The sequence below is a fragment of the Lysinibacillus sp. G1-3 genome, assembly GCF_056322905.1.
Window position 1 is genome coordinate 21,243 of the sequence record NZ_JBWHYQ010000004.1, and the last position, 15,392, is coordinate 36,634.

Sequence of the window (15,392 nt, forward strand, 5' to 3'; positions counted from 1 at the left end):
GTGTAACATTGCCGCCCTTATGCTTCTACGTTAAGAAGCGGTGAGCTTGCGCTGAACGAAGTTAAATATCCCCAGAGGCTATCTCCGCTTTTTTCTAATAGTTGTGTTGCAACAAATTGAGTCCAATAAGAGGTGCTGGCTCCTTCATCGCGCCATGACCAAAGTCTGCGTGTAAATTGATGTAAACTATGTTCGTGTGTTGTACCAATTGCAGCGTGTACTTGATGCGCAATTGTTGTCACTGCTTGAATAATTTCTTCAAAACGAATGCAAGCGTAAGCAACCTCACTATTTTGACTGTTCATCTGAAGGGCTTCTGTAACATTATTAAATGCTGCAAGAGCAATCGCCGTTTCACCTGCTAAATTTACAATATGCTGTTGAACGAGCTGGAAGCGATGAATCGGTCGACCGAACTGCTCACGTTCTTTCGTATATTGAATAGTTAAGTCATTTATTTTATCGATCGCACCGGTCATCAGTGCTAATTGGAACGCAGAATTAAGTGTTGTTATAGTGTGTACCTTATCAGTAGGTAACACAGCAGATACTTGTGAAGCCGTAGCATGTTGGAATATTACGGTATCACGCGGTTCGCTTGCTAAATTCGTACCTAGCTTAATTTCAGCTTGGCTTAAATTTATTTCTACAAGATGTGTACCCTCCGTACTATTGGCAAGAGTCACTAGGTGTTTTGTATGACGTGCCCAAGGGACTTGAATCGCCTCTCCCGTTAATTTCCCATTTTCTAACGTAAAGGCTTGATTAGGGCATAGCATATACGTAGCCAAATCCTCAATGACTTGTAACTGCGTAAACTGCAATAAATAATTTGCAAATGTTGTTTCTATAAATGGTATCGGTGCAGCGTATTTTCCAGTTAAACGAACAATATTTAATAAATCCTCTATGTCGCCACCAGCACCGCCATTTTCTTCTGAAATAGCTACAGCAGTCATTCCATTTTCTTTAAACAGTTCCCAAAGTTCTGGTGCCCAATTACCTTGTTCTACTGTATCGACTAAATCTTTATCAACTTTTTCTTTTAACATACGCTCTACAACATCAACGATCATGTCTTTCATTTCACTCATTGTGCTATAACCCCTTTCGCTACAACGCCATACAGTACTTCTGAAGTTCCTCCGCGAATAGTAAAACCTGGTGCATGTAAAATAGATTCAGCCATAAAGCGATCAATTTTACGATGCGCGTCAAGTGTTGGATAAGTCTGTACGATTAAGCGTGTGATTTCAGGAATACTTTGCTCAAATTTCGTACCGAGAACCTTCACAAGTGCTGCAGGAATAGATACATCATCACCATTACCGGATTCTAGAAGTTGAGCTACACCAATTGATAAATTACGTAAACCCCAAAGTCGAGCTACTATTTTAGACGCTTGCTGTAACCCTTCTAAATTATTTTGGCGCTTTAACTCTTGAATAAGCTCATCGATTAATGGGAAGGTACTCAATATTCGCTCTGGGCCACTGCGCTCAAACGCAAGTTCTGCTAATCCTTGAATCCAGCCATTACCAACCTCTCCAACAACCATATTGTCAGGTACAAAAACATTGTCAAAGAACACTTCGTTGTAATGATGTTCACCAGTTAAAAATTTGATGGGAACAACAGTTACACCTTCTGCATGTAAATCGACAATCAACTGACTGAGCCCAGCATGTTTATTTTTGCCATCGAAAGGACTAGTCCGTACTAAAGTAACCATATAATGGCAGAGATGTGCGTTACTCGTCCATATTTTCTGACCGTTGACAATCCATCCACCATCTACTTTTTCTGCACGTGTGCTGACCGAAGCGAGGTCAGAACCACTATTCGGTTCACTCAAACCTATGCCGAAGTAGCATTCACCTTTTACAATCTTCGGTAAGAAATAGTCACGTTGCTCTTCTGTTCCATAACGTAAAAGAAGGGGACCTGTTTGGCGATCAGCAAACCAATGTGCAGCAACTGGGGCACCAACGGCTAAAAATTCCTCTGTTAAAATGTATCGATCGATAGTACTTCTCTCTTGGCCGCCATATTTTTTAGGCCAAGTTAATCCAATCCAACCTTTTTGACCGATTAATTTAGAGAATTCAGGATCATCTCCACTGAGCCAAGAATCACATTTAGGCGTGAAGGTTCCTTTTGCTAATTCATCCTGTAAAAACGTTCGAACATCTAAGCGAAATTGCTCTTGCTCTTGTGTAAACTGCACAGTTGGTAAATGAAACAATTTGATTCACTCCTTAAATTTTACCGTAATGTGGTAATTATTATCGTATATGTGTATTTTATGATTACTAATATGTGTAGTCAATTACTTTTTGGAATTATTAGAAAATTTTATAGATGGAGTAAAGAAGTTTTATGACGTATCACCATACGACTTTTAGCTTTTGCTAATGAGCTATGTGTAAAAATAAAAATTTGATTAAAAAATGGAAAGTTACAGAATAAACGTGTTACTATGTAGAAAATTCTGTTTTGGAGGTGTGGGGTATGCAATTGGCTATCGAAACTTCCCAAAAAATAATGCAAGTTTTATCACCACAATTAGTACAGCATTTGGAAATACTGCAATATACAACGAATGAGCTAGAACAGTATATTTATGATAAGGCTAACGAAAACCCACTGTTAGCAGTCACTGATGCTAAGGTGAAAATGCATTATGAGGAAATTATGCAATTAGCAAGCTATTCGGATAAAAGTTATTCCGCGCAACATTATGCGCCTCAACATCATTCATTTAATCCCATTGAGATGAAGTTTGCTGTAAAAGAAAGCTATGAGCAGTTCTTACTGGAACAAGTACCTATGCATAAAAATCTATCTTCTATAGATTTGAAAATTTTAACGTTTTTAATCCAATCCTTAGATGAACGTCTATTTTTAGATGTTGATTTAGAAGTTGTCGCTACTATATGTAAAACGGATGTTATGCATGTAGAGGCATTATTGGACTTACTTCAAACTTTCGAGCCAGTAGGAGTAGGGGCACGTAATTATCAGGAGTTTTTACTCATTCAAGTAGACAGTGATGCGCTTGCTCCAAAATTGGCCTCTCGATTTATCGAAACGGATTTAGAGCTAGTAGCAGCGCAAGCTATTAAACAGTTAAGTAAAAAGTATAAAATGTCTCTACAGGAAGTGCAGAAAACGATTCACTATATAAAAAATTTAAATCCAGTGATGATGGGAGATCAATTCGAAGCGATTCCATATGTCATGCCAGAAATCGAAGTAGAAAGATTAGGAGAGGAATGGCTGATTAAATTAAATCGTGGATATTTACCAGTCGTTACTATCGATAAACAGTATGTTGAAATGCTAAAAAATGATCCGACTTGTAAAACATATTTCAAAGATACAATGAGAGATGCTCTTTTATTATTACAAGGAATTGAACAACGTGATAAAACACTGTATGAGTTAGCTAGACTGCTAGTGGAATTGCAAGCAGATTTTTTCCGTAAGGGTATGGAGTCATTGAAGCCAATGCGGTTAAAAGATGTAGCGGATATTTTAAGCCTACATGTATCAACAATTAGCAGAGCAGTGCGTGGAAAATATATAAAAACCCCTCATGGTGTGTATGCTTTACAATCGTTATTTACAAAAGGAGTAATGAATATTTCTGGAAAAATGGATTCGATTATGTATATTAAAAAGCGGCTCAAACAGTTGATCGAAGGTGAGGATAAACAAAAGCCTTTAACTGATCAACAGATTACAAATACTTTGAGTGCTGAAGGTATCCAAATATCCAGACGAACAGTAGCGAAGTACAGGGAAGAGATGAATATTATGAGTTCCTTTAATCGAATGTATGGATAGGATAGATGATGTAAAAGAATAGTCATTGATGTATTTTTGCATCAAAACTTGAAAATTGCATATTAAAAGATTTGTAGATTCTCCTAACTAAGTAAATTTAAAGCTCATCAGCATAGCGTGAGGTTGATTTCCGTTCCGGCTGGGCGCTTTGTCGCTGTCGCCTTGCTTTCGCGCAGATAAAACATTTGTTGTTGCTGTCGCTACGCTTTCGCACAGAGCAGAGCTTCCTGGGGGCGTACGATGAGCCGCTTGGGGCAACAGGATGTTGGTCACGAATGCGTTATCACAGGATGTGATGGTTTTAGCCTTCGTTCCTCTATTGCTGATCCCCGAGGAATCGCCCAGCCTCCACTCCAATCAACATATACAAGGCATATGTTTTAACTTCATTCTAGCGGGTGTCCAAACATCCTCATCCCTGAATTTTTGTGATAAGACAATTTTCGGCAACAATAATCGATGTAAATAAAAATATTTTGAAATTTTTGATAATTAGATAGGTTTGGCATCAGAATTGCTCATTAAACGGTAGACATTTTAGTAAAGGAAAGGGGCTAGTAAATGTCTACATAAAACACAAAGGGGTGGTTTAATGGGGGCTTTGCAAAAATCACTGAAAACACGGCATATTACAATGATCTCCATTGGTGGTGTTATTGGCACAGGGCTTTTCGTTGGGACAGGGAAAAATATTTTAAGTACCGGTCCAGCAGCGGTGGTTTCATATGCGATTGCGTGCTTACTCATAGTTCTGATCATGCAAATGGTTGGTGAAATGGCAGCTGGAGAAATAGTATTAGGAAAGAAATCGGGAGGTTCAGCAGAGTTAGGTTCATTTGCTTCATATGCAGGGAAGTATATTGGACCATGGGCAGGATTTACAGTAGGTTGGCTTTATTGGGCAAGCTGGGTATTTATTGTGGGGTTAGAAGCAGCACTTATAGGGGGAATGCTGCACAATTGGTTTCCGATGATTCCAATATGGCTTGGAAGTATAGGTATAACGTTATTAATGACAATCGTTAATATTTATTCAGTAAAATCATTTGGTGAATTTGAATATTGGCTTTCCTTCGTTAAAGTTACAGCTATCGTTGTATTTTTAATAGTTGGTATAACTATGATTTTAGGGATTTGGCCAAATTCTGAACCGAAGGGATTAGGTATTTTAACGGAATTTGGTGGATTTGCACCAAATGGTATTGTCCCGATTTTTACGGCAATTGTCTTTGTTATATTCTCGATCTGTGGTGCTGAGGTTGCAGCCATCGCTGCAGCAGAGTCTGAAAATCCAGCGAAAAATATTGTCCGCGCTATTCGCAATGTTGTCTTTCGATTAGGTTTATTTTTTGTAGGCTCAGTAGCTATTATGGTTTTACTTATACCTTGGAATGATACAAAAATGTTGGCAGCACCTTATGCAAATATTTTAACAATGGCAGGGCTTCCAATTGCCGCTCAACTTATTCAAATAGTCATTTTCATTTCATTAATTTCTGTTTTAAATTCCGCTCTTTATACAAGTTCACGTATGTTACTAGAAATGTCCCGTCAAGGCGATGCACCAAAAATATTCTCACAAATTAAAAATAGTCGTGGTGTGCCAGTCCCAGCCGTTATTGGTAGTACGGTGGTTGCGTATATTTGTGCGATGCTATACTTCATTTCACCTGAAGTTATTTTCTACTTTTTGGGGAATTGCGTTGGAGGGTTAATGATTGCAGTTTATATTTTCATTGCTATTTCACAAATTCGTTTCCGACGTCATTATGACAAAGTTTCAGATGAGGCATTATCGATTAAAATGTGGCTATTTCCATATCTATCGTATGTCACAATTGGTATTTTAATAGTCGTTTATTTCTGCCAGGCGCTCATCGAATCTTTACGTTCACAATTTTATTTAAGTACATTAGTACTAATTGGCTCAGTTGTGTTGTTCATGATCATGCGAAAGCTGTCGACAAGACCTGCGGAGCAAATAGAGGAAAAGCTAGCCTCAGAGTAGAATTCTATAAAATACAAAAAATTCGCGATATTCCTGCGAGATATCAAGCCGCGAAAGAATTTAAAGGATGCTTTAAGTTCTTTCGCGACGTATAGATGCCCCGTAGAAAGAGCGGATTTTTTTGTATGAATGGATAAGAATGGTTAACCAGTACACCTGGTACTTGATAAAGATTTAAAGTTCGAGAGGGAGTGATCTAGATGTCGATAACTCAACTACATAAAGATGAGCATTTTTTTATTGTAAAAAATGATGAGGTCATGATTAAAAGTGATATCCAAATAGAGCTTCTTGAAAAAATAATAAAAAAATATAGTAAAGGAACGGAAAGCTTTGAGGTAGAAGGCTATTTTGTTCATGTATTAGAGACTTCGCAAGGTAGCTTATTTTATGTCAAACCATTCACGCAGTATAGCTATATAGATTTTATGAACCCGTTGTCCATAAAAGTATTAAACTCCATATCTGATGGCGTTACAGTATGTGGTAGCGATGGCAAAATTTTATTTCAAAATGATATTGATATTGAAATTGTTGGCATTGATTTAATGGGTAGATATGCAAAAGACGTAATCGCTGAAGGATTAATGAGTGATTCCATTTCGATGAAAGTAATTGAATCAAAAGAAAAAGTTACGATTTTGCAGACGTTTATTAATGGAAAATGCTTTTTAGTTTCTGGTAAGCCAATATTTGATGAGTACGGTGAATTACAATACGTAGTAGCAATTACCCGTGATATGACACAATTAAAACTGTTAGAGAAAGAAGTAAAAAAATTAGAAGTTCAAAATGAGAATTTTAAAAATAAGCTACAGGCCCTACATAATAAAGAAACAACAAAAAGTAGTTTAATCGCTGTGTCTTCAGAAATGATGCAGGTTGTAAAGCGGGTTATGAGAGTTGCAGAGGTAGACTCAACTGTATTAATTGGTGGCGAATCGGGCGTTGGTAAAGAAGAGATTACAAAGCTAATTCATGCAAATAGCCGGCGTAATGATAAGCAAATATTAACGATTAACTGTAGTGCAATCCCTGATAATTTATTAGAATCTGAACTTTTTGGCTATGAAGCAGGAGCATTTACGGGTGCAGTAAGAGGTGGTAAGGCAGGGTTATTTGAGATTGCGTCTGGTGGTACAGTGTTTTTAGATGAAATTGGTGAGATGCCTTTACTACTACAGGCGAAATTATTACGTGTTCTCCAAGAATCTGAGGTTCAGCGTTTAGGGAGTGGGAAACCTATTCCAATTGATGTACGCATAATCGCTGCGACAAATCGAAATTTAGCTGAAATGGTGAGGCAAGGTCATTTTCGTGAGGATTTATATTATCGTTTAAATATTATCCCGATTGAAATTCCTCCTTTAAGATATCGTCGTCAAGATATTATCCCGCTAGTCTACCATTTTTTAGCTGTTGTTGAAGAAAAATATGGGATCCATCGAACAATTGAGTCGTCTGCTATGAAAATATTAGAGTGTTATGATTGGCCAGGAAATGTACGTCAACTTAAAAATATGGTGGAGCGTATTTGCTTGCTAGCAACTCAACCAGAAATAACAGCATATATTGTGCAACAAGAGTTAGATAGTAACCCAATTATACGTGATATAGAAAATCCTGTAGAAATACAAAACATCCAGGAACAAGTTGTAACCCCGAAGTTTAGCGGTACATTAAAGGAACAAGTAGTGGCGTTTGAAAAGAAGATTATTAAGGAAGCTCTATCAAAATTTCCGAGTATCCGGCAGGCTGCTAAATCACTTGGCTGTGATCAATCAACATTAGTACGTAAAATACAAAAGTTCCAATTAACGAAACAAATTTCATATAAGGATTAGTGATGTATTTTCGCATCGAAATCTCATTCAAGCACAATAATTAGTAATATTGCAATACTCACTAATTAATACAAGGAAAATGATGAAATACATCGTTAATATGTTAATAGATTTTGAAGAAAAGAGACATTTTCAAAAAAAGAAAACGTCTCTTTTTCATTTTGTTGCAGGTGTTGTGAAGCGTTTTGATTTTTTCACTCATCACAAAAAGAAAGATATGTTTTGTTAAAAGGTATGCCAATAATAATAAGTTTATTGGAGTGGAGGCGGGGCGACTCCTTGGGATCAGCGATAGAGGAACGAAGGCTAAAAGCATCTTTTTTCGTTAAAAGAGATTTTTTTCATCAGTTGGCATGAGAATTGCTATTAAAAAAGTGAATAAAATTTTAAACGAAAAGAGGTTGGCATTAATGACAATTCAACTAAAAGAAGAGTTAAAAACGTTAGATCAAAAACATTTTCTACATCCAACAACGTCGATCGAACAACAACAAACACAAGGTCCAGCTGCCATTTTTACAGAGGGCAATGGCATTTATTTAAAAGATATAGAAGGAAATATATACATTGATGGCATGTCGTCTTTATGGAATGTAAATATCGGGCATGGCCGTAAAGAAATTGCCGAAGTAGCGAAAGAGCAAATCTCTACATTAGCATTTAGTTCCTGCTTCGCATCATTTAGCAATGAACCAGCTATCCGTTTAGCGACGAAAATCGCATCTTTAACTCCGGGAGACTTAAATACTGTATTTTTCACTTCAGGTGGCTCAGAGTCGAACGATACAGCGATTAAATTAGCACGTCATTACTGGTTACTTAAAGGGCAGCCAGAGCGTCAAAAAATTATTTCTCGTACACATTCATACCATGGTGTAGCTATGGGGGCTACAAGTGCGACAGGCTTACAAGCATTCCGTGACTTTACCAATTCACACGCCCCTGATTTCCACTATGTATACAGCGAATCTGTACGTAATTTACGTGAAACGATTGAAACATTAGGCCCTGAGACTGTCGCTGCATTTATTTCTGAGCCCGTACAAGGAGCAGGTGGAGTTAATATTCCACAAAAAGATTATTTTAAAGAAGTGAGAAAAATTTGTGATGAGTACGGTATTTTATTCATTGCGGATGAAGTTATTACGGGGTTTGGTCGTACAGGAAAATTCTTCGGTATGGAACATTACGGGGTAGTGCCTGATATGATGTCTTTCGCTAAAGGAGTATCAAGTGGCTATGTTCAACTTGGTGGTGTGGCGATATCCGAAACAATTCATCAAGATTTATGTGAGCTTTCTAAAGGGACATTAATGCACGGATATACTTACAGCGGTCATGCACTCGCTTGCCAAGTTGGATTGAAAAATATAGAAATTCTTGAGCAAGAAAATCTCGTTGAAAATGCTGCAAACATGGGGGATGCTATGTTAGAAGGATTTCGAGCATTGCAAGAAAAGTATAGCTTTATCGGTCGTGTGCGTACGCTTGGATTACTTGGAGCCATTGAATTAGTGAAGAGCCGTGAGACGGGTGAATTGTTTGAGACTGCTCTTAGTCCGATTTTTGTTCAGGAAACGATGAAACGAGGATTGATTCTACGAACGGTTACGTATGATCAAGATACAGTTGTTTTTTCTCCACCTCTCATTCTATCAAAAGTAGAGCTAGATGAAATGTTACGTATTTTAGACGAGACATTTGAGCATATACGTAAAACAATTGTTGAAAAAGCGATTTAACTTCTTTCAGCAAATGTTTTGGTAGCGTCAGCTATAAACGCTGAAAGAAGTTAAAAAGCCTCCGGCGGATGTCACGGAATCGGCTTTGTGTAGCACAAAGCCGATTCCGGACGCAATTATGCCGAGGCATAATTGATATAGGTGTAAATGATTTTTATTTGAAGGAGGATTTTCATGACAACGATCGTTAGAGAAATACGAGAGCAATTTAATCCGGCGAAACCATCCCAATGTATTGGCCAAGTTGAGCTTTTGACAATAGATGAAACGAAAGAAGTTATCGTTGCAGCTCAGGATGCATTTGAAGGTTGGAAAAATACGTCTTCTGTTGCACGTGGAGAAGTTTTACGTGTGACAGCAGACTTGCTTGAGAAAAATATTGATAAAGTAGCTGAAATAGCTTCGAGTGAAATGGGTAAAACGAAAAATGAAATGCTTGGTGAAGTGAAACGTGGTGCTTCCATTTTACGTTATTTTGCACAAGAAGGAATGCGTGCAAAAGGAGAAGTATTACCTTCTGCCAATGAAGCAAAATTATTGTACACAATGCGAGTACCACTTGGTGTCGTTGCTGCCATAACGCCTTGGAATTTCCCTGTCGCTATTCCACTATGGAAAATTGCACCTGCATTAGTATATGGCAATACAGTTGTTTGGAAACCATCTATTGAAAGCGCTTTAACCGGTAAAATGATTGGCCAATTATTCCAACAAGCAGGCCTGCCAGAAAATGTATTAAATGTCGTACAAGGTCGAGGTTCAAAGGTAGGGCAAGTATTATTGGAGGCACCTGAAGTAAAGGCGATTACATTTACAGGTTCGAATGGTGTGGGTCAAAGTATTTTAGATACTGCTGGATCTACGAATAAAAAAATTCAGCTCGAACTTGGAGGCAAAAATGCAGCGATCATTTTAGCTGATGCTAATATAAATCAAGCTGCAAAATTAACAATTGAAGGTGCGATGAAGCAAACGGGACAGCGTTGTACAGCAACTAGTCGAGTTTACATCGAGGAAACAGTTTATCACAAGGTATTAGAGCAATTAATCGAAGAAGCTAAAAAAATTGAAGTTGGTGTCACTATGGGGCCTGTGTCATCCAAAGGGCAGTATGATTCTATTTTATCCGCCATCGAAAAAGCAAAAGATGAGGGTGCGGAGCTTGAATTTGGCGGAGGTCCTACAAAAGGTATGTCAGAAGGATACTATATTGATCCAACCATCTTTACGAATGTAACCCACGAGATGTCGATTGCTCATGATGAGATTTTTGGACCAGTTTTAGCTGTCATCAAAGTAAAAGATTATGAAGAAGCGATTCGATTATCGAATGATACTAATTTTGGATTGAGTGCTTCTATTTATACAAATAACATTCCAAAAGCATTTGATTTTATTAATCGTAGTGAAGTTGGACTTGTACAGGTTAACGATGAAACGGGTGGAGCAGAGCCTCAAGCACCATTTGGAGGGGTGAAAAACTCAAGTACTGGTGCCCGTGAGCAGGGACAGGCGGCAAAAGAGTTCTTTACAACATTTAAAACCATTACGATTGGCACAAAAAGTGAGTGAAAAGTTTATCGTGAAAGAAATTTAAAATAGAAGACAAAAAAATATACGTCACATATGCCTCGGTGTAATGACCCAGATTTTTCTCAAATTGTAGTGCAATCTTTTTAAAAAATCTGGGGCATTCGCTTGAGGCATTAACTTTATACAAAAAGATAATATTGGTGTTTTAAATTTATTAAACGAAAGAAGGTAGAACTATGGCACAAAGTCGTTTAGCAATTGATGTCGGTGGAACGTTTACGGATGTATTTGTTTTTAATGAAGAGACGGGGGAAGTATTCGTTACAAAAACGTCCTCTACACCTTCAAATCCGGAGCAAGGAATATTAAATGGAGTAGAAAAAGCAGCATTAAATGGTAAGGATATTAAAATTTTTTCTCATGGCACAACAGTTGGAACGAATGCGTTAATTGAACGTAAGCTGCCAAAAACAGCTCTTATTACGACAAAGGGCTTTAGAGATGTCATCGAAATTCGCCGGGGAACGAAAGAAGATATTTGGGACACATACAAAGATACTGCGAAGCCTTATATTCAACGACGGGATCGATTTGAAGTGACAGAACGAATAGATTATGAAGGAAATATTCTTCAGGCTATTGATGAAGAGGAAATTCGTTTATTAGCAAAAAAGTTAAAACGTCGGGGAACTGAATCCATTGCAGTATGTTTCATCAATGCCTATGTGAACGGGGAAAATGAGGCGAAAGTCAAAGAGATTTTAAAAGAAGAATTACCGGATATTTATGTTTGTATTTCAAGTGAGGTGCTTCCGGAAATTTTTGAGCATGAGCGTATGAGTACAACAATTATTAATGCCGTTCTTGGGCCAATTATGAGTAATTACATTAGTAAATTAAGCACTGAAATGGAGAAAAAGGGCTATGACGATGAAATATTAGTATTACACTCTGGTGGCGGTGTCATGACTTCAAGTACAGTTCCTCGCTATGCTGCTCGATTGGCAAGTTCCGGGATAGCTGCAGGCGCAATTGCAAGTAAGCATATCGCAAAGCTGTGTGGATTTGACAATGCCATTGGCTTAGATATGGGTGGTACAAGTACTGATATTTCACTGATGTATAAGGGGGATATACGGATCACAAAGGATTGGTCTATAGAATATGGCTATCCAATCGGTTTCCCAAGCATTGAAATATTAACAATAGGAGCCGGTGGAGGTAGCCTTGCTTGGCAAGATGAAGGCGGTTCTTTACGAAATGGACCACAAAGTGCAGGGGCAGTACCAGGGCCAGCTTGCTATGGCCAAGGAGGCACGGAGCCCACAAACTCAGATGCAAATTTAGTGTTAGGACGCCTAGGTGTAGATTTGTTAGATGGAACGATGCAATTAAATAAAGAGGCGGCAAGAGCGGCTGTGACAACAATCGCAAATGCATTCGATCAATCAGTTGAAGAAGCGGCAAGTGCCATTATAGAAGTTGCAAACGCCAATATGAGTGATGCAGTTCGCTTGATTTCAGTACGGAGAGGCTATGATCCGCGTGATTTTGCACTTGTAGCTTTTGGTGGTGCAGGCCCATTACACGGTGCTTATTTGGCAAAAGATTTAAACATTCCAAAAGTCATTATTCCTACGCATCCAGGTGTAGCTGCAGCAATGGGATGTTTACTAGTAGATGTACGCCATGATATTTCTAAAACGTATGTGAAAAAATTTGATGAAGTAAGTGAAGAGGAGCTGACAAATCAATTTAATGAATTGCGAGAAGAGGCAAGAGCTTTATTAGAAGAGGAAGGAATAGCAGAAAACACATCAACATTAACGAATTATATAGATTTGCGTTATAAGGGACAATGGAGATCTCTAGCTGTTCTTGTATCCGATCAAATCACTTCCTTAGATACTATTTTAGAAGCTTTCCATAAAGAACATAAACGCGAATTTGCATTTTCTGATAAGGATCAAACTGTAGAAATATTTGGCCTACGAGTAACGGCTATAGGAACAGTACCAAAGCCTAATTTCCCACAATATGTTGCTGAAGGCTCGCTGGAGGATGCTTTAAAAGAAACACGGCCTGTTTATTTTGAGGGGAAATATATAGAAACAAACGTTTATAACCGCGATAAAATACCTGTTGACACACAGTTTGCTGGTCCAGCTATTATCGATCAGCTAGATACGACGACCGTTATTCCACCAGGATTTACTGCGGAAGTAGATGTCTATAAAAATATCATTATAACAGTGAACTAATAGCGATAAGGAGGAATGGGCGATGAGTACAACGAAATTGGAGACAAATCATAAGGTCCAAAATCTAGACCCAGTAACATTTGAAGTGTTAAAAAACGGCTTTGTCAATTTAGTAGATCAAATGGCTGAACAAATGCTGCGTACATGCTACTCGTTTGTTATTTATAATCGAGACTTTAGCTGTGCATTATGCGATGCACAGGGGAATACCGTTATGCAAGGAACGCAAGATATTTCCGTTCACGTAGGGACATTACATTTAACGGCAAAAGCTGTCTTAGAGGATTTCGCGGATGATATCCATCCAGGTGATGTATTTTTAGTAAATGATCCTTATCGTGGAGGAACACATTTCAGTGATGTACGTGTGATTTTACCAGTGTTTCATGATGATAAACTAATTGCACTCATGCAAACAAATGGACATTGGGCAGATGTCGGCGGTTCTAATCCAGGTTCTTTTGATATTACAGCTAAAGAACATTACGGGGAAGGTCTACGGATCCCCCCTGTCCGTATTTATAGTAAAGGTCAATATTTAACCGATGTAGTGAAGATTATTGTGATGAATATGCGTATTCCGGAAGAACGTATTGGAGATTTGCGGTCTCAAGTGGAAGCGGCGAAAGTTGGGGAAAAACAACTCAAGGAAATGATTGAAAAGTACGGCATTCAGACAGTACTAGTAGCTTTTGAAGAAGTTCAAAATTATGTAGAACGATTAATGAGAGCGAAGATTAAAGCTTTACCAAAAGGTCAGTGGGAAACGGTGGACTATATCGATATGGACCCACAAGTAGGGGATGGTCTCATCCCAATTCGTGTGAAAATGACCATTACGGAGGATGAAATAGCTTATGATTTAAGTGATTCACATCCTTATATTAGCTGTTTTTTAAATGCAGGATTTGGCTCAGCGCTTTCTGGTACTTATGCAGGAACCAAAACATTTTTCCCAGAGATTCCGCTGAACTCAGGATTTTATCGTGTTGTGAAAATATTCCTCCCTGAAAACTCTGTCGTCAACGCACCTAGTCCAGTAGCTGTCTCTGGCTATTGTTCAGGAGCGTTTGAAAAAATTATGAATGCTTGCTTTGAATTATGGTCAAATATTATGCCTGAACGCGCTATCGCATGTTCATTTAATTTAGAATATTTATTAGTAGGTGGGTATGATCAACGAAGAGACGGTAGTGAATACTTTATGTGGTATGACTGGATGGCTGGTGGCCACGGTGGACGTATTGACCGTGATGGTGCGAATACTACCTCACCAGTGTTCGGTGTAGGCTTGAGTGTTCAACCATGCGAGGGGCAAGAACGTTTGTCACCAGTTGTTATAACCAAGCATGAAATCATTATAGATTCTGCTGGTCCAGGTAAATACCGTGGCGGCTGTGGTGTAGAAAAGGGAGGCGTTTTAACGAATGTAAACCAAACAGTGATGTCCTATTGCTGTGATCGGTCTCGTTCCATTACATGGGGCATTATGGGCGGATTACCTTCTATTGCACAAGGGGCTATTTTAAATCCAAACAAAAAGGAAGAAAGATTTTTAGGCACAATCTTCTCCAATGTTGAGTTGAAGAAAGGAGATTCCTTTACACGTCCATCAGCTGGAGGCGGTGGTTTGGGTGACCCATTAGCACGAGATGTAAACGCTGTTTTAGAGGATGTAATTGATGAATATGTTTCGATTGAGCGTGCAAAGCTTGATTATGGCGTAGTCATCCATGAAATTGACCGTGATATGGATGCCTTTGAAATTGATATGGCAGCAACAGTAAAAGAACGCGATTATATCCGCAATAACCGCCATCGATGGCTGGAAACAGATCCAATTGAAGTTGAGCAGATGTATAACAAAGGTGAAATTAATCAAATGGATGTTGTTCGAAAATATGGTGTTATTATGGATTACCAAACAAATAAAGCATTGCCGATCTCAACAGAGCAATACCGTGAAGCGATGAAAAAACGTTCTTTGGCTTACTGGTGACAAACATAACGTTCTTGCAATCAAGTGTTAATTAAAATAGAGAGTAGTATACACTACTCTCTACAAAATAAGGGTATAAAATTTTTGATGTCTTCTATCATGGTATCGTAACTGTATGACCACAAAAAAACCACAATCTTTTTCTCGGTTCCCCAT

At 38.3% G+C, this 15,392-nt stretch carries 9 protein-coding genes; 7 read left to right on the plus strand and 2 right to left on the minus strand.

Annotated features, from left to right (window positions below; genetic code table 11):
- Window positions 1-17: 17 nt before the first annotated feature.
- Together ACVYAD_RS04875 and ACVYAD_RS04880 are read right to left on the minus strand one after the other, a co-directional pair.
- Entirely contained in the window at window positions 18-1,094 is a 1,077-nt protein-coding gene (locus ACVYAD_RS04875) for an acyl-CoA dehydrogenase family protein (protein ID WP_476424973.1), read from the minus strand.
- Entirely contained in the window at window positions 1,091-2,251 is a 1,161-nt protein-coding gene (locus tag ACVYAD_RS04880; protein ID WP_476425250.1) for an acyl-CoA dehydrogenase family protein, read from the minus strand. Before ACVYAD_RS04880 ends, ACVYAD_RS04875 begins: the two co-directional genes overlap by 4 nt.
- 260 nt (window positions 2,252-2,511) lie before the next feature.
- Here ACVYAD_RS04880 and rpoN point away from each other — a divergent pair, with 260 nt between their 5' ends.
- The 7 genes from rpoN to ACVYAD_RS04915 all read left to right on the plus strand — a co-directional run bounded on the left by rpoN (window position 2,512) and on the right by ACVYAD_RS04915 (window position 15,236).
- Window positions 2,512-3,849 carry an RNA polymerase factor sigma-54 gene (rpoN, locus tag ACVYAD_RS04885; protein ID WP_476424974.1) on the plus strand — a complete coding sequence of 446 codons (1,338 nt, stop codon included), beginning with the start codon at window positions 2,512-2,514 and terminating at the stop codon, window positions 3,847-3,849.
- 592 nt (window positions 3,850-4,441) lie between these two features.
- Window positions 4,442-5,857 carry an amino acid permease gene (locus ACVYAD_RS04890; RefSeq protein WP_476424976.1) on the plus strand — a complete coding sequence of 472 codons (1,416 nt, stop codon included), beginning with the start codon at window positions 4,442-4,444 and terminating at the stop codon, window positions 5,855-5,857.
- Window positions 5,858-6,057: 200 nt separating this feature from the next.
- Window positions 6,058-7,701, plus strand: coding sequence for a sigma-54 interaction domain-containing protein (locus ACVYAD_RS04895; protein WP_476424978.1), 1,644 nt, complete (start codon window positions 6,058-6,060; stop codon window positions 7,699-7,701).
- A 410-nt stretch (window positions 7,702-8,111) separates the two neighbouring features.
- Window positions 8,112-9,443, plus strand: coding sequence for an aminotransferase family protein (locus ACVYAD_RS04900; protein WP_476424979.1), 1,332 nt, complete (start codon window positions 8,112-8,114; stop codon window positions 9,441-9,443).
- Between the two features lie 174 nt (window positions 9,444-9,617).
- Entirely contained in the window at window positions 9,618-11,015 is a 1,398-nt protein-coding gene (locus ACVYAD_RS04905; protein WP_476424981.1) for an aldehyde dehydrogenase family protein, read from the plus strand.
- 197 nt (window positions 11,016-11,212) lie between these two features.
- A complete protein-coding gene (locus ACVYAD_RS04910; protein WP_476424982.1) occupies window positions 11,213-13,237 on the plus strand; it encodes a hydantoinase/oxoprolinase family protein in 2,025 nt (674 codons plus the stop codon).
- A gap of 22 nt (window positions 13,238-13,259) precedes the next feature.
- Entirely contained in the window at window positions 13,260-15,236 is a 1,977-nt protein-coding gene (locus tag ACVYAD_RS04915; protein WP_476424984.1) for a hydantoinase B/oxoprolinase family protein, read from the plus strand.
- The last annotated feature ends 156 nt before the right edge of the window (window positions 15,237-15,392 follow it).